The organism is Enterococcus alishanensis, assembly GCF_019218635.1.
Classification (GTDB): domain Bacteria; phylum Bacillota; class Bacilli; order Lactobacillales; family Enterococcaceae; genus Enterococcus_A; species Enterococcus_A alishanensis.
In genome coordinates, this window is record NZ_JAHUZB010000005.1 from 194,636 (window position 1) to 218,488 (window position 23,853).

Consider the following 23,853-nt stretch of genomic DNA (forward strand, 5'->3'; position numbering starts at 1 on the left):
AGATTATCTTAAGAAAAAAGTTGGAATATAAGCAAAACACCGACTCTTCAGTCGGTGTTCAATTTATATCATCTTCTTAAACGCATCTCTTTATCCAATTCCTTATGAGCTTTTTTCGATCCACGGGCCAAATCTTTTTCTCTTTTTCGTTCATGAAAGTCCACGAATAAGCTGCTTAAATCATAATCTGCTGGATACAATTCTTGCGCGGTCATTTTTAATTTCAATCTTTTTCGTAAAATAGGAATCATTTCTTTTTCCAAATAAACTGTCACTTCGGCTTTGCCTTCATCTTGATAAACCAAGCCGACTTGATTGGTTTCAGTTAAAATAACTTGATCTCCTTGATTAAAACGTTCTTCTGATCGTTTTTCTATTTGAGAAGTTTCTTTGACTGAATGAAAAATTTTCTTCTCAGTTAGATAGTTTTTATCAGAAATATAATTTGCGGCTTGCTGGATTAATGCTGGCGCCATATGCATTTTTTTGGCAATCCATAACGCTTGGCTGTCACCAGTCTTACCGACTTGCAAACGGTATTTAGGAGTCAAGTTCTCACGATCGAAAGCCATTGCGGCTGGTACAAAATCTTCGTGGGTTTCAGCGAATCGCTTAATTTCACCGTAATGAGTCGTGGCAACGATTAACACGCCTGATTGATACAAAGTTTCCATAATGGCAATGGCTAAAGCTGCCCCTTCGTTTGGTTCTGTTCCACTCCCAATTTCGTCCAGTAAAACCAAGCTATGGCGTTTTGCTTGGCGTAAAATTTCAGCAATATTTTTCATATGACCAGAAAAAGTACTCAAGGCATTTTCTAAATTTTGTTGATCACCAATATCGACAAATAAATCATTTAAGACAGCTATTTCTGAACCTTCTGCTGCCGGTATTTGTAAACCAAACATTGCCATCAAGCTAAATAAACCGACTGTTTTAAGTACCACCGTTTTGCCTCCAGCATTTGCACCAGTAATTACTAATCCACGATAATTTTCACCCAATTCAAAATCTAATGGTACTGCTTCTTGGCTCAAAAATGGATGTTTTCCCGCAATAATTTTAATCACTTCATTTTTATTAACTTTTGGCGTTATCCCATTCATTTCTCGACTATATTTCCCTCTAGCAAAAATTAAATCAAAGCCACTAATACTTTCAATCGTAAAATCGATCAAATCTTGATTTTCAGCTAGTGCACCAGTCAATTCAGCTAAAATTTGATATTCTTCAGCCACTTCATCAGCTATTAAGAAACTCAATTTTTCATTTAATTTACTAACTGTACTAGGTTCAACAAAGACCGTTTGACCTTTTCCTGATTCTTCAATCACTGTACCGTCGACTTTATTTTTATAGCTGGCTTTAATCGGAATGGTAAAGTGTTCACCTTTTTTGACGATGATACTGTCTTGAATCCAATTTTTATTATTTGGATGACGTAAATACTTGTTTAATTTTTCTTGAATTTCTGATTCCGTCTCACTTTTTTGTCGCCGGGTTTTACGCAGGAAGCGGCTGGCTTCAGAGCTTACTTTATGATGTTGGATTTTTTGATAGATTGTTTCAGTCATACTACTAAAATCAGGTAAATTCTGACTATAACTAGCTAAAGTTGGTGCTTGATAGCGATTTTTATCAAAAAATTTCACCATCAGCTGACTACTCCGTAAAAAATCAGCTACTTCAGTTAATTCAGCTGGATTTAAAATCAAGCCTTTTTTTATTTGTTGATTCAATTGATTGATTCTGACTAACCCCATAAAAGGCACGTGTTGACCAGAATCAATCATCAATCGGGCTTCTTGTGTTTCCTTTTGCCAGACTGTGACAGTTGCAAGATTGCTTTGCGGTGCTAAGTGGGCAATTTTTTCTTTGGTTAAATCACCAATCGCCCTTTTTTGAACTTCGGTTTGAATTTTATCAAATTGTAATTGTTTAAAAGTTTCTGTATTCATTTCTTCTCCTTTTTGAAAAGGACACCTGACGGTAAAAATAAATTAGACCAAAAATCGACACAAAAAAGACGACAGTCATACTATCGTCTTTTAGCATCGTAAACTATTTCGACAGGTATCACTAATAAGCATGCTAAATAAACTGCGACAGCTCGCATTTTTTCTAGCTATTCGACTTACGAATTAGTTACCTGTTACACTCACAAATATTCCCCATTCTGGACTGGTTTAATTTATTTTTCAATTTGACTATACCAATTTACATGTCCGATGTCAATTTCTCTTTTACAAGATTCATTATTCATCTACATTTTAAAAATTGAAGTCAATTGCTACTTTTGCACAATCATACCCCTGTTATTTTGTCTTTTTATCGCTAAAAACAACTTTTTTTTGTGCTATAATAAGCCATTCACGAAAAAATGAGGGAAGTATTTATGGAGAGAAATGAAGAAAAAAAGGGGATTACACTAGGAATTTTTGCCTATGTCTTGTGGGGTATTATTCCACTTTACTGGAAGCTTTTAGGAGAAGTACCAGCAGTCAGTTTATTATTTAATCGAGTCGTGTGGTCTTTTGTCACGATGGTTTTATTTTTATTAGTCGTTAAATCACAGCGAAAAGTTTTTTTTAAAGATGTTGCTATGCTGAAAAAAGAAAAGAAAAAAATTCTCGCAATTATTTTAGCAGCAATTTTTATCACTGTAAATTGGGGGACTTTTATCTATAGTGTTCAAATCGGTGATGTGACAGCAGCCAGTTTGGGTTATTATATTAATCCATTAGCAAATGTTTTACTGGGTACGCTCGTCTTAAAGGAAAAGCTTTCCCGTACAGCCAAAATCGCTTGTGTCTTTGGTTTAATCGGTGTCATTTTACTGACCATTCAAACGGGACATTTACCGGTCACTTCACTAGTGATGGCCGCTTCATTTAGTATCTATGGACTCATCAAAAAAGGCTTAGCTCTCGGTTCGGCGACGAGCTTAACCTTGGAAACCTTAGTGATTTTTCCTTTCGCCTTAGCCTATCTTTTATTTTTCGCTCCTGATGGCTTTTTACAATATGACTGGAGCACCAATCTTTTATTATTCGGCGCAGGTACAATTACTTCGATTCCATTGTTATTATTTGCTGAAGCTGCTAAGCGGATTTCATTTATTATCTTAGGCTTTATTCAATATATCAATCCAACAATCATGTTAATCATGGCAATTTTTCTTTTTCATGAGACATACACATTACAGCAATTTATCGCCTTTTCATTTATTTGGCTAGGGATTCTTATTTTTGTATATGGCAGCGTTAAAACTGGCCTAAAATACCGAAAGACGTAACTGGATGGAGCATCCTTAAAAGATTAGATTTTTAATCTGATCTTTTAAGGATTTCCTCATCACAGTTACGCCTTTTTTATTCGTTTGATTTTAAAGCGGCAATCATATCTATTTGTTTTAGTTTAAAATGGGTCACGCCCATTACAATGACAGAGAACACAACAGTCATTACCGCTGATATGACATATCCTTGCCATGAAATCACCAAAGGAAAAACAATCATATCTGATGATGCCATCGCTAAGATGAAACGAGTCAGTAAATTCCCAATCCCGAAACCAAATAGAATCCCAAACAAAGTGAACATAATATTCTCCCGCACAATATACATCGTTACTTCTTGGTTGAAAAAGCCCAAAACTTTAATCGTCGCTAATTCTCGTGCCCGCTCAGATATATTAATGTTGGTGAGATTATATAAAACAACAAAAGCCAATGTGCCTGATAAAACAATAAAAATCAGAACAATTGAGCCTAGATTTTCAGTGGCCGCCTCTTGTTTAGCCATCTGATTGCTGGTATAAGTCGTGGTTAACACTTCACCAGTTTGCAGCAAATCTTCTGCTAATTTTTTCTCTTGGGAATTAGTCATTTTTTTCGTCTTAATTAAATAGCTGTTATGCGTGAAAGTTTGGCCAGAAATTTCCTGATAATATTCTTTGCTTAAATAAAGATTATGACCCAAATAATTCTCAACGATTCCCGCCACTTTAATTTGATAATTTTTGCCATCATTGTCTTCAAAAGTCAGTTGATCACCTTTGGTTACTTGGTAAATCTTGGCTAATCGTTGGGAAATTAATGCTCCTTGATTAGATAGCGAAATATGTGCTTTTGTTTTTTCATCTTTTAAGGCAACATATTGGCTAAATTTTTCTGGTTGATCACTGACATAAAGTGTCGCCGTTTGTTTACTGTGTCCAGTAAGATTGAATGTTACCGTATCGGTGTAAACTGGCAATTCCGCAGTAACTTGTGGGTTTTCCGTCAAAACCTTTTCCGCTTCGGTTTGTACAGTCCCGTTTAAAGTAACGATTCCTTGATATTTCGTTAAGGCTACAAATTGTTTTTCTACTGGTGCACTGATGGAGTCTTGTAGACCAAAGCCAGCCAGCATTAATCCTGTACAACCAGCAATGCCAACGATGGTCAAAATCATCCGCGCTTTATAGCGAAAAAGATTGCGATAAGTCACTTTTTGATTAAAACTCATTCGCCGCCAAATCGGTTTGATTCTTTCCAGAAAAACCCGTTTACCGGCTTTTGGTGCTTTAGGCATTAATAAAGTCGTCGCATTTTCCCGCAATTCTTTCATTAAAGTTAATAAAGAAGCACCTAAAGTCGCTATCAATGCCACAATAACAGCTAAAACTATTGGCCAAAAAATAAAATGATATTGATAGTTCGTAAAAATATACTGATCACTCAATAGATGGAAAACAATTTTCGGTAATACCAATGTGCCGATGACCACGCCAAAAACTGTCCCAATCAATGCCGCTAACAAAGCATATAAAATATATTTACTGGCTATTTCACGCTTACGATAACCGAGTGATTTTAAGGTACCAATCTCTTTTCGATTTTCTTCAATCATTCGTGTCATAGTTGTAAAGGTGATTAAGACAGCTATGAAAAAGAAAAAGACCGGAAAGACATTTGCTATTGCATCAATTCGATCAGAGAGACTAGTGTATTCAGTAAAGCCTGGATTACTGTTACGGGGATTAATCATATAATTTGGTGTTGCGATTTCCATCGTACCAGCTTCCAGCCCATTCGCTAATGCTTGTTGGTCAGCAACTGATTGCAACTGTTCCTGACGTGCTATTCCTTGTTGAGTAAAAACTTCAGTCAATTGCTCGTCTAATTTCTCTAAACGATTCTCATATTTTTTAGAAAAGTAATCAATACTTTTCAAGCGATCAGAACTAATATAAAGAATCGAAAAATTCTGATCATCAAAAGCTGTTTCTGGCAGATACATAAAGCCAGCCAATTCTCCATCACCAATGGTAGTCGTTCCTCGTTCTCTTTCATCCACATAAATCGGAGAGGTCACGAAACCAACGACTGTAAATTCCTGTTGCCGCAATTGCTGATTGTCAATCGTGAATTGGTCGCCCATTCGATAGTCATTTCTTAATTTTTCATCTAAAACAACCTGATCTTTCTTTTTTGGTAAATGACCGGCAGTCAGAGTTAATTTGTTCGCTTGATTATTGCTGTAGGAATACAATTGAATATTTTGCTGCTTTAATGTCACTGGAAAACTATGACCTAATTCTGCTTGTACCCCTTTAATTTCTTCAGCGGCTTTCTGATCTTCCTTCGTCAAACCAGCAGAAGACACAATCTGGACATCTGACAACTCATTTTGTTTAATAAATTGATTAACTGTCGCTTCCAAATCAGGTCCAACCGATTTAATACCGACAAATAGCATGACACCCATAAAAATAATTAACACGATGGAAATAAAACGGCCAAAAGAAGCTTTAATATCGCGATAAATTGATTTTAAATACACATTTTTGATTTTATTCACCTACTTTATCTAGTGACTTTTACAGTCAGTATAATAATTATCATTCGTTCCTGCAATCTTGTGGAATCTTAATCCTAATAAAACTTTTATTTTTTCTGCAAATTTTCACAACAGTTCATTCATATTTTCTAGTTAAGCTTATAAAAAGTAGAGAGGAAGAGGCCTATGAAAAATTTAATCCAACAGAAATGGCAAACCGTCTCAAAAGATATCGCTTATGAACTAATCATTTTATTCGTTGCACATCAATTCTACCAAATAATTAGCAATTTAATCTAAAAAAAGAGATTGACCCGTGAGGTCAATCTCTTTTTGTCTATAACACTTTACGTCCTTTATAAAAGCCATTACGAGAGACATGATGGCTTCGTTTAAAATCTCCCGTCGCTTCATCAACTGAAATTTCTGGGAAATTCAATTTTTGATGGGTTCTTCTAAGGCGTTTTTTGGCTTTGGATGTTTTTCTTGCTGGTACAGCCACGATAACTCCTCCTTAAATCCCTTTTTTAGTTCTCTTTGCTGCTTTGATAATTTTCAATGCTCGTTTTTTAGTACGGATATTGGGACTTTTCAATCTACGATAAGCACTTGCTAAGTTATTTTTTTCCATCTGTCATTCTCCTATACAAATAATTTGATGATTCAGTAGTTATTACCAGCTGGCTTTTTTCACGCCAGGAATTTGACCTTTATGGGCTAGCTCGCGAAATTTAACCCGAGACAGACCGAACTTACGGTAATAGCCGCGGGGGCGACCATCAATCTTGTCACGATTTTTTAAACGATTAGGATTTGAATCCACCGGAAGCTTAGCCAAACCAGCATAATCTTTATTGGCTTTTAGTTCAGCACGAATTTCTCGATATTGTTCAATCAATTGTTCTTGCTTTTTGGCTTTTGCAATTTTTGATTTCTTTGCCATTTTGGTTCCTCCATTTATTTTTAATAAGATTAATTTTACAATTTCTCCACAACAAATCGTAATGGTTATGATTTAACCTCAATAAATTTATCAGGATTTATTTAAATTGTCAATAAAAAAATTTTGCTACAAAATTCTTGACAACCGTTCGGTACCGAACTATAATCAAAATCGAAATAAAGTTCGGTACCGAATTATTTAAAAAAATAGATGAAATGAGGAAATAAATATGAGTCAATTTACTGATGATTTAATGAAACAATTTCGTTTCATAAGTGAAGCTAGTAATGCTTTTATGCGTCAAAACAAGCAACATTTATCAGGACAACAAAGAGTTTTAGCAATTTTAGCTGTAGAAGATGGTTTAATTCAAAGCTATTTAGCTGAAGTGTTAGATTTACGCCCCAGTTCTTTAGCTGAGTTATTAAAAAAAATGGAAAACAGTCACGACATTTTACGAAAAGAAGATGAGAATGACAAAAGAATTAAACGCGTCTACTTAACGGAAACCGGACGAAAAAAAGCGGAACAAAATGCAGCATCTGGTGAGAAAAATGCCAGTGATGATTTTTTTGCTGGTTTAAATGAAGCGGAACAAGCAGAATTTAGCCAACTTTTAGGGAAGATTCCCGCTGGTTGGGAATCTGAAATGAAAAAACAAGCTGAGAAATTCGTAGACCCGATGGATCGTATGCAAGCCATTCAAGCGTTAAAAGAGAGTTATCTAGATCAATATGGTGATTGGCGTGATATGTCCCACGAAGACATAAAAAAATTAAAAAAAGAAATGCGGGAAAATTTCAAAGAGCTAGGCTTTTTTGGTCATCGCGGCAGCTTTGGCGGACGACCTCCTTTTGGTGGCAGAAATTTTGGACGTCCGCCTTTTGACCAAAAAGATCATGATGAATGGCACGATTTTTAATTTACGGAGGATATGTTAATGGATCAACGTTTTGCACCTGAATTACCAAAAGTACGCGGAAAATTTAAATTCAAGGATTTTATCAAATTAATCAATAGCGTTAATCCTCGAAAAGGCTTATTTATTTTAGGCATGCTATTGAGTCTGATTACTAGTGGTGCCAGTCTGATTGTGCCGCAATTAACTAAAAATTTAGTCGACACTTCAAACTTGGCTAAAATTGATGGTAAGATGCTTATTATTTTAGCCTTGGCCTTTATTGCGCAGCTTGGATTTGGTACAATCGATGGCTTTTTGCTTCGCTATGTAGGAGAAACCGCCGTCAAAACCTTAAGAGAAAAATTATGGGCCCATTTATTGAAGTTACCCGTTGGATATTTCGATGATCATAAATCTGGTGAAAGCAGTTCGCGTTTAGTCAACGATACTTCAGTTATCAAAGACTTGGTGACATCACAATTTCCCAATTTCGTAACTGGTGGGATTCAACTAATTGGCTCGATGATTATTTTATTTTTAATGGATTGGAAGATGGCGGCTTTAATCTTTAGCGCTGTTCCTATTATTGCTTTGATTATGCTGCCAATTGGAAAAATCATGTCAAAAATTGGTCGTCAACTACAAGCAGCTACTGCCGATTTTAATGCTGATGCTAGTGAAAAATTATCTGAGGTTCGATTAATCAAAGCCAGTAATGGTGAGGCAGCAGAAGTCACTTCTGGTGGAAACTTTATTCAAAAAATCTTCACTTTGGGCGTGAAAGATGCCAAGATTGAAGCTGTTGTACAACCGATTATGATGACAGCGATGTTAGGTTTATTCGTTGGAATTTTAGGCTACGGGGCTGTCCGAGTGCAAGCAGGAACTTTAACTAGTGGCTCATTAGTTGCGTTTTTACTTTATCTATTTAATATTATTGCACCCGCTGCAACCTTCGCGACCTTTTTCTCACAAGTTCAAAAGGCAATGGGCTCAACTGAACGGATTCAAGAAATTTTTCAAACGGAACTTGAACCAATTGGTGCTGGTGAAACAATCGATGTGGTCGGGCAAACTATTACTGCTGAAAACTTATCTTTTAGTTATTCAGCAGAACATCCTATTTTAAAAGATGTTTCTTTTGAAGCCAAACCTAATTCAGTCATTGCATTCGCTGGGCCAAGTGGTGGCGGAAAATCAACTATTTTTTCTTTACTTGAAAGATTCTACGAACCAATTAGCGGAGCCATAAAAATTGGTCAGCAAAATATTCAAGCGATTGATTTACAAGAATGGCGCGCCCAAATCGGTTATGTCTCACAAGATAGTGCTGTTTTTGCTGGTAGTATTCGTGATAATCTGCAATATGGTCTTAACCGTATTTTGAGTGATGAAGAGTTATGGCATGGTTTGTCGCTAGCTTATGCAGACCAATTTGTGAAGGATTTTCCTAAGGAATTAGAAACTGAAATTGGTGAACGGGGCGTAAAATTATCTGGCGGTCAAAAACAACGGATTGCGATTGCTCGCGCTTTTTTAAGAGATCCTAAAATTTTGATGTTAGACGAAGCAACTGCTAGTCTTGACTCCCAATCAGAAGAAAAAGTGCAACGGGCTTTAGATGATTTAATGTTAGGGCGAACCACTTTGGTCATCGCCCATCGGCTATCAACTATTGTAGATGCTGATCAAATTTATTTTATTGAAAAAGGCAGTGTCACCGGTCATGGGACCCACACTGAATTAATCAACAATCATCCACTTTACGCTGAATATGTTAGAGAGCAAGTGGTCAATTAAAAAACGTACGCCAAAAAATTTGGCGTACGTTTTTTTAATCTGTCGTTAATTCAATCAAGTTTCCTTCAGGATCTTGAATCACTGCTTCATAATAGCCGTCTCCAGTTGTCCGAGGACCACTTAATAATGGAAAATGATCGGCAAGAAATCTTTCCACCATCTGATCGACAGCTTTTTTATCACCTACTGCAATTGCGATATGACCATAACCCAAACTATCAGCAATGCGGGGACTCAAATATTTTTTATTAGTCAGTTCCAAGCGACTTCCACTGGCAAAGCTAAGAAAATAAGAACTAAAACCCGTCTTAGGATTCTGATATTTTTCAGATTTTTCTACTTGAAAATATTTTTGATAAAATTGACTAACTTTTTCTAAATCATCTACCCATAAAGCAATATGTTCAATTCTCATCTTATTCCTCTTCCTTTAATATTGAAGCTGCAATTGCATCCGCTAATTCAGTAATAGGTGCTAAATCGCCATCTTTCACTGAAGAATGGATTTCTACCGGTTCACCAACAATCGTAAAACGTTTTTCATCACTGAAATAATTCTGCATAATTTCTAGAGCTTTTCCACCCCAAGTACCATTCCTGATGAAAGAAATCTTGCGGTCTTTTATTTCTAGATGTAAGGCTTCGCGAATAACATTATCCATTTTAATATACAAACCTGTATTGTAATTGGTGCCAGCAAAGACTAAATTGGAATACTTAAAAATATCCGCCATAATATAAGAGGGATCCGTCCGTGAAATGTCGACTATTTTTATATTTGCCACACCTTTTTCTGCTAATTTTCCAGCTAAAATATCAACGGCATTTTCGGTGTTACCATACATTGAGCCATAAAGAAGCAAAGCACTTTTTTCTTCTGGTAGATAGGCACCCCAAGTTTGATAGTAGTGAAGCATTCTTTCGATCAATTCACCAGAATAACCAGGACCATGCAAAGGTAAAATCATATCAATCTCAAATGCAGATAGCTTTTTCAAAGCAGACAAAACATTTTTCCCATAGTGTCCAACGATATTTACATAATAACGGCGAGCTTCCGCTAAAATTCGTTGGTCAAAATCTAATTCATTCATAAATAAATTTCCATCAATTGGCGCAAAACAACCAAATGCATCAGCAGAAAACAAGATCTTATCCTTCAAATCATATGACATCATCACTTCGGGCCAATGAACATTCGGTGTCATCGTAAATTTCAAAGTATGGGCACCCAAATTCAATTCGTCATTTTTCTTAACAGGATAATAATTTTTAGAAGCATCCATTGGATAAAACTGTTCAAAGAAACTAAAAGTTGATTTATTCCCAACTAGTTTTACTTCTGGATAACGGCGTACGATTTCTTCAATATTGGCACAGTGATCTGGTTCCATATGATGAATCACTAAATAATCCAGGGTCCGACCAGCCAAAGCAGCCTCGACATTTTCTAAAAACAAATCAGTTATCGACGAATCCACAGTATCCATTAAAGCTGTTTTTTCATCTAAAATGACAAATGAATTGTAGGAAATCCCGCGATTGACTGGAAATAGATTTTCAAATAGCGCCAAGCGCCGATCAGAAGCCCCCACCCAATAAATGTCTTCTGTTACTTTTCTAATGTTTTGCATTGTTCTAACTCCTTTAATTTCCAAATTAAGTAAGCGTTCTCTATATAATGTTACGTTTTTCACTTACTTTCGTCAACCACTTATAAATTTTTCCAAACTTGATAAACTGGCGAATTTTCTGCTGTTTTTCGCATCAAGGCAATCACGGGATTTTCCAATGCTAAGTCAGTGACCTTTATTTCTACTAAATCACTCGTCTCTACTAAAACTTTCGGCAAAAAAGCAATCCCTAAGCCAGCTTTCGCAGCTGCTATTAAACCAGCCGAGTCATTACTTTGCCAGCTAGGATGTAACGCCAAATGGTTCAACACTAAAGCTGCTTCCAATAGCTCTCGTACAGCACTTCCCCGTTCCCGTACCAATAAATTTTCCTGCAGTATATTGGCTAATTTCATTTTAGCTGGCAATTTTTGTGCGACGGCTTGATTGGTAAAAAAACCTAACGAATAACTTTTGATTTCCTTTTGTAAAAAAGTACCTGATGGAGCTGGCCCTTCTAAAAAGATTAAATCTGCCTCCCCATTTTCCAGTAATGAGAGGACTTCATCAGCTTTGGCAATTTGGACTTCCGTCAAAATACCTTGCTGGCTTAAACCCTGAATAAAAGTAGCTAAGTCATTTTCCGCAAAGGTCATACAAGCAGCGATTTTCATAGGAACTTTTTTAGCTAAACGCGGCAGTTGCTGATTCAACTTATTAAAATCTTCTATTAAAGGAATAACTGAATGATAAAATTCTAAACCTGCTGGTGTGATCTTAACTCCCCTATGCAAACGTTCAATTAAAGGATAACCAGCTTCATTCTCTAATTCTTTCATAGCATGAGAAACTGCCGACTGGGTGATAAATAATTTCTTGGCAGCTTTAGTAAAGTTCAACTCACGACACACATGATAAAAAATCACGCATTGATTAAAATTCAAAAAAACTCTCCTTCCCATGATTCAAATTCATGTCTACACCCTTATATTATCATTTCACACTCCCTAAAAATACCAGTAAAATGAAATGATCAGGTATTTTGTAAAAAAGCGTACAGGAGTAGATAGAATGAAAAAATATCAAGAAATTTTATGGCTGATTCGGATTAATTTAGTAATCAGTACTTTCACTTTTGGTGGCGGCTATGTAGTCGTTCCAATGATTCGCAAATACTATGTGGGGCGCTTCTTCACAGAAGATGATTTATTAGAAATGGCGGCGATTGCTCAGTCTTCCCCTGGGGCAATTGCTTTAAATTTATGTGTGTTAGCCGGAAAAAAAGCCTACGGTAAAATAGGTTTTTGGATTGCTTTTATTTGTGGAATTATTCCACCTTTAGTCATTATCGGTGTCATTTCACAGTTTTATGTCGCTTTTGCCGCTAATAAAATCGTTCAAGCAGTTTTATTAGGCATGCAGGCTGCTGTTGCAGCATTAATCCTTGAAGTCGTGGTGGACATGGTGAAAGTCATTCGTTTGGAGAAAAAAAGTTTATTGCTGATTATTTTGGTTGGTAGTTTTATTGCCAATGCGATTTTACAAGTCAATGTTGTTTTAATTTTAGTTGTTGCTAGTATTTTAATGTTACTAAATCTTAAACGGGAGGCTAAATAAATGTTATTAGAATTATTTTGGCGCTTTTTTAAGATTGGTTTATTTAGTTTCGGTGGCGGCTATGCGATTATTCCGTTGATTCAAGCTGAAGTCGTCGAGCAACAAGGTTGGCTTACCCAAAAAGTCTTTACCGATGTCATTACCATTTCGCAAATGACTCCTGGACCTTTAGCGATTAATACTTCTACCTTTGTTGGGATGCAAGTCGCTGGGATCAGTGGGGCGTTGGTGGCAACGATTGGCGCCGTTATCGCTGGGGTTATTATTTCGTTACTACTATTTAATTTCTTTCAAAGTCATCAAGAATCTAAAGTCGTATCAACTATTTTACAAGGCTTAAAAGCTTCATCAGCAGGTTTAATCGCCTCTGCAGCTTTAACCATTATTTTATTGACGTTTTTCACTACTTCAGAATTTTCACAAATCACTGGACTTTCCATGTTGGACATTCGCGCAGTCATTATTTTTATTGGCTCTTGGTTTTTATTAAAACGCTTTGAAATTCATCCGATTTTATTGCTTTGTCTAGCCGGTGTTTTTGGCTTTTTCGTATATTAAAAAAAACCGCTAAAGAATCGGCCTTTATAGCTGACTCTTTAGCGGTTTTCTGTTTTATTTTTTACGTTTTCTACGTTGTGTTGCTTCCATAATTACTGGTAAAACAACCGGACGGCGTTTAGTTTGATCAAACAAATAACGACTTAACGTATCGCGAATCTCCGTTTTTAGCTTACTCCATTCAAAATCATCAGAATGCAAGTGCTTTTCAACGATTTCACTCGTCATTTCGCCACTTTCCTTCAACAAATCACGACTGGCTTTGACATATACAAAACCTCGCGAAGTAATCTGTGGTGCCGAAACAATTCTTTTTCCTTTGCGATCAATTGTTACTACTACCACAAAAATACCATCTTCTGACAAGACTTTCCGATCTCGTAAAACGATATTACCGATATCGCCCACACCAATACCATCAATCATGACATTATCAGCAGGCACGCTACCAGAAGCACTCATGTGATTATTTTTATATTCCAGCACATCTCCACGACCGGTAATAAAAATATTTTTATAGCCCATTCCAAGTTCATGAGCCAAATCAGCGTGAGCCGCCAATTGACGATACTCTCCTTGAACCGGAATGAAAAATTTTGGTGACATAAATTCAATCATTAACTGTAAATCACGTGGGTTGGCATGACCCGAAACCCGTAGATTTTCAGAAATGCTTTTTACAATCCCACCGGCACGATAAATCATGTCTTCAGTCTTGGCTACTGTTGTTTCCATCGCAATCGTTGGTGTCGTTACGATATATACCAAGTCACCTTTAGTAATGTGCAAATTACGATGAGAGCCATTCGCCATCTTTTGAAGCGATTTAATTGGCTCACCCATCCGACCAGTTTCTAAGATCAACAGCTCATCAGGTTGGTATTTTTTCATTTCTTTTAAGGTAATGATGATATCCTCTGGAACTTCTAACTTGCCTAATTGCATCGCTGTTCGGATTACCCGCTCGAAATCTTGTCCAGTTAAAACTACTTTTCGACCAGATTTTTCAGCTGCATTTAACACTTGTTGGACCCGTTGCAGATTACTTGCTACGGAAGCCACAATAATTCGGCCGTCCCAGTCATTGATGGTATCAAAGACTTCTCCAGCAATTTCTAATTCTGAAGCCACTTGTAACGGATTTTCAGCATTTGATGAAGAACTTAATAAGGCTAAAACCCCTTCACCACCAATTTCTGCCAAACGTTTATAGTTTGTGGCATACATAGGAATTGCTGTCGGATCAAATTTAAAATCACCCGTATAAACAACATGACCTTCGTCCGTTTTCAAACTAATTCCGACAGAATCCGGAATCGTATGAGTCGTTCTAAAGAAACTAATCACGGCTTTACCAAAATCAATTTCAGCATGCTCATCAATCACGTGGAAATCTTTAAAATTTTTACTTTCATCGTTGTCTTTGACACTTAATTTGGCTAATTCAATCGTTAGCGCCGTTCCAAAAACAGGCACATTGATTTGGGAAACCAAATAAGGTAAAGCACCGATGGCATCCGCATGTCCGTGAGTCAAAAAGACCCCCGCAACGCGATCGGCATTATCAACTAAATAGGTAAAATCAGGAATCACTACGTCAATTCCTAACAATTCATTTTCTGGATATTTCAGGCCGCAATCCAACACAAAAATATCTTCATCCACTTCCACAACGTACATGTTTTTACCATTTTCCCGTACGCCACTGAAAGGAATAATTTTTACTGTACTCAAAACAGTCCACCTCTCATATTTTATTTATCTACAATAGCTTTCTCAAACCCCGTAACAGTTCGGTTTGTGCATATTCCTATTCATTATACATGATTTTTTCTGAAAAGACATTTCTCTGACGTCATTTTAAAACTATTCTATTGATTATGGTAAAATATAAAAATAAGGAGTGACAGTTATGGCCGATTTACATCAGCAATTAGATGCATTTATTTTTCCCATTTTTGAATTGATTTCTTCGCTATTAAATATCGTTTCCATCCTGATCTTAATTATCGGTGCTGTCGTAGCATCAAAAGATTTTTTCACCCATTTATTAACTCGAAAATTCGATCGTTTGGATGTCATCCAACAAAATCGTCTAATCAAAGCATTTTTAGGTAGCTACGTCTTATTAAGTTTAGAATTATTGATTGTGGCGGATATTATTGACTCGATTATTAATCCAACTTTCCAAGATATTTTCCGCTTAGGCCTAATCGTAATCATTCGAACGGTGATTTCCTATTTCTTAAGCCGAGAAATTCAAGAAGGACAAACCGATCTGAAAAAATAATTGATTTCATTTTCGTACAAAAAATACTCCTGGCTAAGATTAATTTTGTCTTAGTCAGGAGTATTTTTATTTTCCGCTTGAATTATCAAACCAAATACAACACTTCATTCTTCTAGTTTAAATGATTATAGTGATTCCTAACTGTTTCCTCCTAATAGTGTTCTCGCCAAACCTATTTTATCTGGATTTCAATTATGAGTCATTTTTGTGTTGCACTTAAAGTTTAAATTTAAGTGGTAAATTAAGACTTAACATCTGAAAGTTTGAAAAAGGCCAAAATACTAGAATGCATTTGCCTTCTATGAAATTTTCAGAGACACAACCAAATGCTCTGGAATCTTTAGAAATAATTCTGTTGTCGCCTAAAAGAAGATATTCATTATCAGGAACAACTGTTTCAAATGTACTTGTAAAATTAGGTTGATTTTCAATAAGCTGTGAGAAAGAATTTTGTTCCACTGTATCTAATTCATTATTCTCAAAAAGTTTCTTATACTTATTTAGGTAGTCCTCCTCAATAACTTTATTATTAACACGGAGAGTGTCATTTTTCATAGAAACTTTATCACCAGGTAATCCGATTACTCTTTTTACTATTGTAGTTGATACATCTCCTGGTTCTTTTGCAATTACAATATCAAATCTTTTTATGGTAGATTTTTTAGACACCAACACTCGTTCGCCATTTGCGAGAGTAGGATCCATAGAATCCCCAACAATTTTTGCACTCCCTACAAAAAAATTAAAAAGAATGACGAATATAACTACAAAAAGTATGCTTGGAATCCATTCTTTTAAAAATTTTTTAACCTTCATGAATACTTTCTCCTTATTTTATATTGTATTTACCTACAAATATAACATATCAACCAACTTCATAAGGTGGATTGTAAAGTGATAATTAAAAAAAAGACTAGTGATGACAGTTATGTGGTAATGGGCAGTGACATACACATCATTTGGAAACTGGTTTGATGACTACGGCAAAGAAAATTTGTCATAATGTATATTAAAAAATGTAGCTAAGATAATATGTAAATTATCCCAAAGCCACATAAGATTGAGCCATCAAAAAGAAAGAGATACAATTTGTGATATGACCTTCTAAGCCATTTTTTTCAGTGATTATTTAATCTGGTCATAAAAATCCTCTCTAGCGATTGGTATCTCATGTATAGAGAGAAGAATTTTTATTTATTTCCATTTTTAGACATACCCTTAATGATATATTGAATACCTGTGTAAATAATCACAAGGATAACCAGATAAGAAATAACAGAAATATCTAGATTTATCAAAAATTGTGAAGCAATAATAACGCCAGGAATACCTCCGATAGTAATAGCTAAGCTGATTTTACGATCGTAAGCTTTTTCGCGAATAAAATTAAAACTGGCTACTGGTTGTAAACCTGCGCAAGAACACATCATAATGGGAAATGCTGCTAAAGGAGTCATACCTAACATATAAACCATTGCCATACACGGTGCGTATAGTCCAACACCAAAAGTCATTAACGCCCCAAAAATAAAATTTCCAATGATGCCAATAACTAGTTTAGTTCCCGTTAGCGAGGTGGCGGTATTGCCTTCGCCTAGCATGGCAATCATATTTGTTTGTCGCAAAAACATTAAGATTGCTGTTACCACTAGAGCCCAGCCAATCCATTTACGGATACTTTTTTCAGATAGTTTTGGTACTAGTTTAGAACCCAGAAATGATCCGACAATTGCTGCTAGAACTAAAGAAACTAAGGTAATTACGTCGACTTTGATAACAGTCACAAAGATAATTGCTTCAGTAATTACAGGAATTGCGTGTCCGACATTTAAGATACCGGGTAACAATCGATCGTCTTTCAACTGTTTGGTAGCATTTAACATCAAGGTAGTTAAAGCAAAGCTGCCAATTCCTAATGTATCAGCAAAATCAGCAATAAAACCAATTACCCCGTTAATTAGCCAGCTACTATCACCCAAATCTTTTCGGTGTTTAAAGACATCCTGCAATAAAATTACCGCTTGAAAAAGCATCCAAATAATTAGAATGTAGAAAATAATTTGTGCCAAATACTCATCCTCTTTTCATTTTTTCTAATTATAACAAGAAAAAGCTAGAACAATCTACAAAAAAATGCTTTTTGTGAATAAATACGCAATAAAACTAATCCATTCATACGACAAAGAAGCAAAACTGACTGAATTTATAGTTTTTCAATAAAAATCAAGAACTAATAAAAATAACCAATTGTTAAAGATAATTATGAAATGATAACTAAATCCATTCTAAACAACATTCCAAAAATCCGGAGACGGTTAATTTTTTTAATTTCTTCATCATACTAAGGTATCCTGGAATTTTTAGCTTTAAAGGCAATTTTTTTAATTTAGCTCAACAGTATAATCTAAAATAAATATAAAAAGTGAGTAGACATTAATCTATTAAAACAAATAAAATATAAAAATAAGCATATTAGCCATTCTACAAAGAAACAGCAATCATGCATCTTTCAGTAAAATCAATTTTAAAAACTCAATTGACCTAGTCGAAAGAAATGCGTGATTGCTGCTTTTTTAAAGTACTAATGCCATTACTACGTGTCTTTTATTTATTATCAATTAACACTTGCTTTGATTCATATAGATAAGAATATTTATCCAGCATTTGATCGAATGAAGAAACATGTTGTTGAATTGGCTTAACTTTTCTATAGTTGATCTCATAGTCAAAAGTAGGATACGCTGCTTTTAGTGCCCCAAAGGATACAGACTCTTCCATATTTACAACTTCAATATCTTTATTAAGTGCGTCTGCTTTTAATTGTACCCATAATGGATTTTTAACAACGGGTCCAATTGCAATAATTTTGTTCACATGTTCCATTGGGAAACAATTTGCTACGTATTTCATTTCTAAACATAAACCTAAAAAAATGCCTAGTAGAACATCTTCTCGACGGGTGCTTAAGCTAATTCCATACATTAGTCCTCTGGATTTACCATTCTTAAATGGTGCACCGGAACCGTTCAAATGAGGAATAAGAATAACTGGATCGTCTAATTCAATCTCATTATCCAAATATTGTTGATAGATCCCATTACAGTCCTTTTCAAACTCATTTTGGCTAATATTGAAAAAATTCTGATACCACTCAAAAGCATTACCCCCAGTCGGCATCGATGAAAATAGTGTGTAATACTGAGAGTTGGTAAATATCCCATTAGACAGAGATTCCTCAAAATTTTTTTTATTTAGAAAAGGATAATTATTAATCAACAAAAGCCCTTCAGTTGTTCCAGTAGAATTAAGTAGATCACCTGACTTTAAATCAATGCCTAAAGCGCCTACCATGTGGTCATGTCCAGCAATTCTGACAGAAATTTTTTCATTTCCTAATTCTTGTACACTATCAGAAGAAGTATAGCCGACAATGTCACCTGAGTTAATCACTTCAGGAAATTCAATCATATTTTCTAAATCAAAAATTTCCAAAACTTCCTCAGACCAAGTACGCTTATTTAAATCAAATCCCATAGTTCTACTTGCCATAGAGAATTCGGTTTTAATCTGGTTCGTTAAAAAATAAGCTAACAAATCTGGAACATTCAACCAAGTATATTTTTTTTGCTTCGATAGCTTTAAATGATCCACTAACCATTTTATTTTTGGAACACTGTAATTTGAATGAGCAGGAAGACCTGTAATTTCATAAATTCGTAATTTTTGATCATCCGTTAATCGATTAATGTACTCGAAAGCTCGTCGGTCATACCATGCAATCATTGGAGTAACAATCTCACCATTAGAATCTATCAGAACACCAGCTTCTCCTACGCTAGAAATATTTATGGAATCGATTTTTCCAATATATTTAGAAACAAAATCTTGTAAGATATTTACTAACTGTGACCAAATATCTTTTATATCAAATAAATCACCAAATGAATCAACTTGTTTTTCTGTTTGAAAACTTTTACGTGATACAAGCTTTCCAGTGGATATTTCAAAAAGAGAGACTTTAGAATTGGTCGTTCCGATGTCAATCGTCACGGAAAGATTCTTAGCCATTTAATGACTCCCTCTCTGTTGTAGCAGTATCATCAATTAAATGGGTTTGTTTATAAGTTGCTTTGTACAACCAAAATACTGCAATACCAATAATTGGAATTAAAATTAACGCAATCATATTCCCGTTGAAGATTTCAAGTAACCAATATCTTAACGGATTACCGCCATCTAGGAAGCTTGAAACTAAGCCACTAGATCCTTCTGGAAAACTAAAGTTAACATCTTTTGCCATTCCCGTAATAAATGGTGCAATCGCTGAAGCAATGTATAAATCACCAATCATAATTGGAATTGCAATCAATACAGCTCTAAATACATTTCCTTTAGTAGATAGGACAACCATCGAGGCCATTACAGCTAAGTTAGCCAAATCACCTAAAGGTAAAACTGTATTTCCCGGTAAAACAAAAGCTAAGATAACCGCAATTGGTGTTAATAATAAAGCCGTTGAAATAATCGCTGGATTTCCAACAGCAACTGCGATATCTAATCCAATATATAAATCATCACGATCTGGATAACGATTATTCAAGAATTTTTTGATTGCCTCAGAAATTGGTAACAGACCTTCCATTAAGATTCGAACCATCCGAGGTAAAATAAACATTACCGCACCAATACTGATACCCATCGTTAAGATACCTTTTAAATCGTATCTTGCAGCAATCCCTAAAAGAATACCTAAAATTGTTCCAACCATCATTGGTTCTCCAAAAATACCAAAACGTTTTTGAATGCTTACAGGATTAATATCGATTTTTCTAATCCCAGGAATCATATCAATAATTTTATTTCCGATTAAACCGATTGGGAAAAAGGTAATCGCTGAAACAGTAGGAAAAGACATACCTTCTAAACCGAAATATTTCTCTCCCATAGGTGCTGCCCAGTCTGCCACCTTCAAAACAATAATAGCAATAACAGCAGATGCTAATATTCCCAACCAAAAACTTCCTGTGCTATAATATACTAGTGTACCTGCTAGCGCAAAATGCCAATAATTCCACATGTCTACATCAACTGTTTTTGTTTGGTTAAGAGCTAACATAGCAATATTGATTACCATGGTCAACGGGATTACAAATGGTGCAATTGGAGAACCCCAAGTAATTGCTGATAAAGGCGGCCAACCTAAGTCAACTACTGGAAGGTTAATTCCTGTCTGTTCTACCATTGCTTGCGCAGCAGGTCCAACATTATTAGTTAAAATATCAAAAATTGCATAAATTCCGACAAATCCAATACCTACAGTCAGAGAAGCTCTTAGTGCTTTTGCAGGTTTGATTTTAAATACCAACGCAAGTATAAATAATACTAAAGGTAACATTACAGTAGGTCCAAATCCTAAAATATATTGAACAACATCGTATAAAGTTTGCGAAATATTAGACATATTATTCTCCTTTTAATTGATCATAAATTGCATTTAAGACTTTTTCCTCATTGATTCCTGTGATTAAAGCTAAACCGTTAATAACTGGTGTGTCTAATTCATAAGGAATCTTAGTTGTTGATACAATTAAATCCGCATCCTCTGAGTTTGCTTGAACAGATGCTACATTTGTTTGTGAATAGTTTATATCAGTCATTTCTTTTTCTTTTAAAAATTCCAACACTTTTTCCGTTACCGCTGTTGAAGTTGCAATTCCAGTCGCACATACAAATAATAAATTTTTAGCCATTATATTTTCCTCCTAAAGTCCGATTTCTTCTTTTGCAATTCGATAAATCTCTTTCTGATTACCCTTTTTAATGTTTTCTAATAGTTCAGCATCAGGCAGAATACTCATTAATTTTTGTAGGATATTTAATTGCTTATTCGATTGTCCTAAAGCCAACAAAAAGACAATTGAAACATCAATTTTTTCATCATCCATACCACCCATAATGTCCATTTTTATTGGATTTTTTAATGTGGCAATTGTTACGCGGTTATTATTAACATACTTTGCATCGGTATGAGGGATAGCCACTCCTATCGGTTCTGTTGGTAATCCTGTTGGGAAACTCTCTTCTCGTTTAATTACTTGCATAGGAAATTCAGATACAACATCTTGATCTTCAATCAGAGGTTGCGCAATTAGATTGATCAACTCTGGAAAATCAACTACATCCACACCAACAAAAATATTTTTCATATTTGTTAATGAATCACTCATTATTAAACCTCCATTGTGACAGCATTCATACTAAGAATTTTTGAATAAACTGTTTCAAACACCTTATCTTCAGCATTTTGCAAAACTTTAATTAGGTTTGCTTCATTATTATTTTCTTCATATGCTTGTCCGACACTTCTGATAAAACTTTGTCTCAAGTCACTAGCAATATTAATTTTCGCTACATTAAACTCTACCATTTTTTGAATATGTTCATCTGGAATTCCTGAACCTCCATGGATTACTAGGGGAACTGGCGATACTTCATTAATTTCTTTCAAAAGTTCAAAATCTATTTTAGGCTCATCCTCTAATCCATGAACATTTCCTACAGAAATAGCTAAAATATCACAACCGGTTCGCTCTACAAATTCTCTGACTTGTTCTGGGTTTGTCTTAGAATCTGCTTCACTAACATGATCATCTTCTTTACCTAAAATAGCGCCTAATTCTGCTTCGACAGGAATCCCATAACCTTTAGCAAAATCAACAGCCTTCTTTGTAAAAGCAATGTTTTCCTCAAAATCAAAAGCAGCGCCATCAATCATTACGGATGTAAAACCAGCACGTGTCGCTTTTTTTACATCCTCAAAACTTTTCCCATGATCTAAATGTAAGGCAACTGGTGTATCCATGTTTTTAGCGTAACGAGAAACCATATCTACAATATAATCATAGCCAGCCAAAGTAATGTTTGTTGGTGCTACTTGAATAAAGGTCGGAATACCGCTCTCTTCAATAGCTTTCAATATCCCAACTGTTGTTTCTAAGTTAGTGGTATTGAAAGCTCCTGCAACTACTTTTCTTTCCTTAATAATGTCTAATAATGTAAATCCATTTACTAATGGCATTTCTAAATTTCCTCCCTTTGAAGTACTGTTCCAAGGTAGTATTTATTAGCTTTTAGCCATACATTACCAAATTCTATAGGTATCCCTCCTTCTAAATACACTAGCTGTTCTAAATGGAGAACTGGCGCATCGGAAGATACTTCTAATTCTTTTCCTCTTTTCTCTCCAACAACTCTTGCGGCATATCTACTTTCAGAATAAGCGATCTTTTTACCACTGATTTTCTCCATTACAGTAAACAAACTTTCTTTGTTAAAATCATGGGTTTGAATATTTGGAAAGAATTTACTGTTAATTCTATTTTCAATCAGCATTACTTTCTCGCCTTCAACCGATCGAATTCGTTTCATGTACAGGTACTCATCGCCAACATTTAAATTTAGCCTTGAAGCAATCTCTTTTGTAGCACTTCGAAATTCAGAGGTGATAACCTGTGTCTCAAAATTCAATTCTTGGCCTTCTAACGATTCCGCAAATGAAAGTAATCCTTTACCCAAAGAATATGAAATATTATCCTCTGCAACATACGTTCCTTTACCTTGGATTTGATAAAGTAGACCTTCTTTAACCAGCAAACTTACTGCTTTCTTTACAGTTCCTCTGCTTATTTCTAGTTGTTTCATTATTTGATTCTCTGACGGTATTTGTTCCCCCTTTCCCCATTCCTCAGAGTAAATATTATTTCGTAGGTAATCTGCTACTTGAAGATAAACTGGTTTTGAAACATCTCTATTAATAATCATCTTAAACACCTCCTTCAATCGTCTTGTATCACTAGCTTGTGTACAAGCATATAACTGTGTGTACAACATAGAACTAGAGTGTACAAGCAAGTACAAGTGAATTGTAACCGTTAACAGAGGAAAAGTAAAGTTTTTTTTATATTTCTATTTAAAAACATTAAACTAGTAGAAGATATAAGCAGACCCTCTACTTCAAAGGATTCACTTTTTTTGTTATCACTTTTAAATTATTTCGCATAAATTCCAATGGATAAAATGTATAAAAATAGCTCTTGTCTTATTAAAACAAGAGCTATTTTAAGATTATTTTTTTTATATTAATTTGTTTAATTAAATAATTACCAAAAAGCAACTCTGAATTTATTTAATTACTAAGTTGTATTTTTTGGAAAACTAAGGAGTTTTTTTTAAAAAGTAGCTTTGGATTCATTTACTATAATTCCTTCTGATGGTCGATCAGAAATTTCGAATAATCGCACAAAACGAGC

The 23,853-nt window shown here is 35.1% G+C and carries 23 protein-coding genes; 6 read left to right on the top strand and 17 right to left on the bottom strand.

The annotated features are described in order from the left end of the window. Positions 1-68: 68 nt before the first annotated feature. Entirely contained in the window at positions 69-1,958 is a 1,890-nt protein-coding gene (locus KUA55_RS13500) for an endonuclease MutS2 (protein WP_218326904.1), read from the bottom strand. 437 nt (positions 1,959-2,395) lie between these two features. Here KUA55_RS13500 and rarD point away from each other — a divergent pair, with 437 nt between their 5' ends. Then, positions 2,396-3,295: an EamA family transporter RarD gene (gene rarD / locus KUA55_RS13505; protein WP_246601530.1), complete on the top strand. Its 900-nt coding sequence runs from the start codon at positions 2,396-2,398 to the stop codon at positions 3,293-3,295. A 76-nt stretch (positions 3,296-3,371) separates the two neighbouring features. Here rarD and KUA55_RS18655 read toward each other — a convergent pair whose 3' ends face one another. The 4 genes from KUA55_RS18655 to rpsN form a co-directional block, all read right to left on the bottom strand. Beyond that, the gene (locus KUA55_RS18655) at positions 3,372-5,843 is read right to left on the bottom strand and encodes an ABC transporter permease (protein WP_343214727.1); all 2,472 of its coding nucleotides are present in this window, start codon (positions 5,841-5,843) and stop codon (positions 3,372-3,374) included. Positions 5,844-6,159: 316 nt separating this feature from the next. Beyond that, on the bottom strand, positions 6,160-6,324 hold the full coding sequence (rpmF, locus tag KUA55_RS13515) for a 50S ribosomal protein L32 (protein WP_218326906.1): 165 nt from the start codon (positions 6,322-6,324) through the stop codon (positions 6,160-6,162). 12 nt (positions 6,325-6,336) lie between these two features. After that, positions 6,337-6,453, bottom strand: a complete 117-nt coding sequence (locus tag KUA55_RS13520) for a putative metal homeostasis protein (protein WP_218326907.1) — start codon at positions 6,451-6,453, stop codon at positions 6,337-6,339. A gap of 42 nt (positions 6,454-6,495) precedes the next feature. Then, a complete protein-coding gene (gene rpsN, locus KUA55_RS13525; RefSeq protein WP_218326908.1) occupies positions 6,496-6,765 on the bottom strand; it encodes a 30S ribosomal protein S14 in 270 nt (89 codons plus the stop codon). 229 nt (positions 6,766-6,994) lie between these two features. Between rpsN and KUA55_RS13530 the strand changes: the two genes are divergently transcribed. Both KUA55_RS13530 and KUA55_RS13535 read left to right on the top strand, forming a co-directional pair. Next, complete coding sequence (locus KUA55_RS13530) at positions 6,995-7,687, top strand: MarR family winged helix-turn-helix transcriptional regulator (protein WP_218326909.1); 693 nt, start codon at positions 6,995-6,997, stop codon at positions 7,685-7,687. An 18-nt stretch (positions 7,688-7,705) separates the two neighbouring features. Next, positions 7,706-9,466, top strand: a complete 1,761-nt coding sequence (locus tag KUA55_RS13535; RefSeq protein WP_218326910.1) for an ABC transporter ATP-binding protein — start codon at positions 7,706-7,708, stop codon at positions 9,464-9,466. Positions 9,467-9,500: 34 nt separating this feature from the next. Here KUA55_RS13535 and KUA55_RS13540 read toward each other — a convergent pair whose 3' ends face one another. The 3 genes from KUA55_RS13540 to KUA55_RS13550 all read right to left on the bottom strand — a co-directional run bounded on the left by KUA55_RS13540 (position 9,501) and on the right by KUA55_RS13550 (position 12,023). Continuing rightward, complete coding sequence (locus KUA55_RS13540; RefSeq protein WP_218326911.1) at positions 9,501-9,881, bottom strand: VOC family protein; 381 nt, start codon at positions 9,879-9,881, stop codon at positions 9,501-9,503. Between the two features lies 1 nt (position 9,882). Then, on the bottom strand, positions 9,883-11,100 hold the full coding sequence (locus KUA55_RS13545) for an FprA family A-type flavoprotein (RefSeq protein ID WP_218326912.1): 1,218 nt from the start codon (positions 11,098-11,100) through the stop codon (positions 9,883-9,885). 80 nt (positions 11,101-11,180) lie between these two features. Beyond that, the gene (locus KUA55_RS13550) at positions 11,181-12,023 is read right to left on the bottom strand and encodes a LysR family transcriptional regulator (RefSeq protein ID WP_218326913.1); all 843 of its coding nucleotides are present in this window, start codon (positions 12,021-12,023) and stop codon (positions 11,181-11,183) included. A 127-nt stretch (positions 12,024-12,150) separates the two neighbouring features. Here KUA55_RS13550 and KUA55_RS13555 point away from each other — a divergent pair, with 127 nt between their 5' ends. After that, positions 12,151-12,696: a chromate transporter gene (locus tag KUA55_RS13555; RefSeq protein ID WP_218326914.1), complete on the top strand. Its 546-nt coding sequence runs from the start codon at positions 12,151-12,153 to the stop codon at positions 12,694-12,696. Then, positions 12,697-13,254: a chromate transporter gene (locus KUA55_RS13560; RefSeq protein ID WP_218326915.1), complete on the top strand. Its 558-nt coding sequence runs from the start codon at positions 12,697-12,699 to the stop codon at positions 13,252-13,254. A 54-nt stretch (positions 13,255-13,308) separates the two neighbouring features. Here the strand turns inward: KUA55_RS13560 and KUA55_RS13565 are convergent, their stop codons facing one another. Next, positions 13,309-14,988, bottom strand: a complete 1,680-nt coding sequence (locus tag KUA55_RS13565; protein ID WP_218326916.1) for a ribonuclease J — start codon at positions 14,986-14,988, stop codon at positions 13,309-13,311. Positions 14,989-15,166: 178 nt separating this feature from the next. Between KUA55_RS13565 and KUA55_RS13570 the strand changes: the two genes are divergently transcribed. Then, positions 15,167-15,544: a DUF1622 domain-containing protein gene (locus tag KUA55_RS13570; protein ID WP_218326917.1), complete on the top strand. Its 378-nt coding sequence runs from the start codon at positions 15,167-15,169 to the stop codon at positions 15,542-15,544. 216 nt (positions 15,545-15,760) lie between these two features. On the opposite strand, the gene lepB is transcribed toward KUA55_RS13570, so the two are convergent. The 8 genes from lepB to KUA55_RS13610 all read right to left on the bottom strand — a co-directional run bounded on the left by lepB (position 15,761) and on the right by KUA55_RS13610 (position 23,365). Further along, positions 15,761-16,360, bottom strand: coding sequence for a signal peptidase I (lepB, locus tag KUA55_RS13575; protein WP_218326918.1), 600 nt, complete (start codon positions 16,358-16,360; stop codon positions 15,761-15,763). A 374-nt stretch (positions 16,361-16,734) separates the two neighbouring features. Then, positions 16,735-17,613: a sulfite exporter TauE/SafE family protein gene (locus tag KUA55_RS13580; protein ID WP_218326919.1), complete on the bottom strand. Its 879-nt coding sequence runs from the start codon at positions 17,611-17,613 to the stop codon at positions 16,735-16,737. A 535-nt stretch (positions 17,614-18,148) separates the two neighbouring features. Next, complete coding sequence (locus KUA55_RS13585) at positions 18,149-19,612, bottom strand: FGGY-family carbohydrate kinase (protein ID WP_218326920.1); 1,464 nt, start codon at positions 19,610-19,612, stop codon at positions 18,149-18,151. After that, positions 19,605-21,005, bottom strand: coding sequence for a PTS galactitol transporter subunit IIC (locus KUA55_RS13590; RefSeq protein ID WP_218326921.1), 1,401 nt, complete (start codon positions 21,003-21,005; stop codon positions 19,605-19,607). The genes KUA55_RS13585 and KUA55_RS13590 overlap by 8 nt, the downstream gene beginning before the upstream one ends. A 1-nt stretch (position 21,006) precedes the next feature. Next, entirely contained in the window at positions 21,007-21,294 is a 288-nt protein-coding gene (locus tag KUA55_RS13595) for a PTS sugar transporter subunit IIB (RefSeq protein WP_218326922.1), read from the bottom strand. A gap of 12 nt (positions 21,295-21,306) precedes the next feature. After that, positions 21,307-21,771, bottom strand: a complete 465-nt coding sequence (locus tag KUA55_RS13600; RefSeq protein WP_218326923.1) for a PTS sugar transporter subunit IIA — start codon at positions 21,769-21,771, stop codon at positions 21,307-21,309. Positions 21,772-21,773: 2 nt separating this feature from the next. Beyond that, entirely contained in the window at positions 21,774-22,622 is an 849-nt protein-coding gene (locus KUA55_RS13605) for a class II aldolase (protein ID WP_218326924.1), read from the bottom strand. 2 nt (positions 22,623-22,624) lie between these two features. Further along, positions 22,625-23,365, bottom strand: a complete 741-nt coding sequence (locus KUA55_RS13610) for a GntR family transcriptional regulator (RefSeq protein ID WP_218326925.1) — start codon at positions 23,363-23,365, stop codon at positions 22,625-22,627. Positions 23,366-23,853: the final 488 nt, after the last annotated feature.

Excerpts from the sequence above, each read along its gene's own strand:
- KUA55_RS13500 (WP_218326904.1), bottom strand. The coding sequence starts at position 1,958 with ATGAATACAGAAACTTTTAAACAATTACAATTTGATAAAATTCAAACC.
- rarD (WP_246601530.1), top strand. The coding sequence starts at position 2,396 with ATGGAGAGAAATGAAGAAAAAAAGGGGATTACACTAGGAATTTTTGCC.
- KUA55_RS13520 (WP_218326907.1), bottom strand. The coding sequence starts at position 6,453 with ATGGAAAAAAATAACTTAGCAAGTGCTTATCGTAGATTGAAAAGTCCC.
- rpsN (WP_218326908.1), bottom strand. The coding sequence starts at position 6,765 with ATGGCAAAGAAATCAAAAATTGCAAAAGCCAAAAAGCAAGAACAATTG.
- KUA55_RS13530 (WP_218326909.1), top strand. The coding sequence starts at position 6,995 with ATGAGTCAATTTACTGATGATTTAATGAAACAATTTCGTTTCATAAGT.
- KUA55_RS13535 (WP_218326910.1), top strand. The coding sequence starts at position 7,706 with ATGGATCAACGTTTTGCACCTGAATTACCAAAAGTACGCGGAAAATTT.
- KUA55_RS13540 (WP_218326911.1), bottom strand. The coding sequence starts at position 9,881 with ATGAGAATTGAACATATTGCTTTATGGGTAGATGATTTAGAAAAAGTT.
- KUA55_RS13545 (WP_218326912.1), bottom strand. The coding sequence starts at position 11,100 with ATGCAAAACATTAGAAAAGTAACAGAAGACATTTATTGGGTGGGGGCT.
- KUA55_RS13555 (WP_218326914.1), top strand. The coding sequence starts at position 12,151 with ATGAAAAAATATCAAGAAATTTTATGGCTGATTCGGATTAATTTAGTA.
- KUA55_RS13560 (WP_218326915.1), top strand. The coding sequence starts at position 12,697 with ATGTTATTAGAATTATTTTGGCGCTTTTTTAAGATTGGTTTATTTAGT.
- KUA55_RS13570 (WP_218326917.1), top strand. The coding sequence starts at position 15,167 with ATGGCCGATTTACATCAGCAATTAGATGCATTTATTTTTCCCATTTTT.
- lepB (WP_218326918.1), bottom strand. The coding sequence starts at position 16,360 with ATGAAGGTTAAAAAATTTTTAAAAGAATGGATTCCAAGCATACTTTTT.
- KUA55_RS13585 (WP_218326920.1), bottom strand. The coding sequence starts at position 19,612 with ATGGCTAAGAATCTTTCCGTGACGATTGACATCGGAACGACCAATTCT.
- KUA55_RS13590 (WP_218326921.1), bottom strand. The coding sequence starts at position 21,005 with ATGTCTAATATTTCGCAAACTTTATACGATGTTGTTCAATATATTTTA.
- KUA55_RS13595 (WP_218326922.1), bottom strand. The coding sequence starts at position 21,294 with ATGGCTAAAAATTTATTATTTGTATGTGCGACTGGAATTGCAACTTCA.
- KUA55_RS13600 (WP_218326923.1), bottom strand. The coding sequence starts at position 21,771 with ATGAGTGATTCATTAACAAATATGAAAAATATTTTTGTTGGTGTGGAT.
- KUA55_RS13605 (WP_218326924.1), bottom strand. The coding sequence starts at position 22,622 with ATGCCATTAGTAAATGGATTTACATTATTAGACATTATTAAGGAAAGA.
- KUA55_RS13610 (WP_218326925.1), bottom strand. The coding sequence starts at position 23,365 with ATGATTATTAATAGAGATGTTTCAAAACCAGTTTATCTTCAAGTAGCA.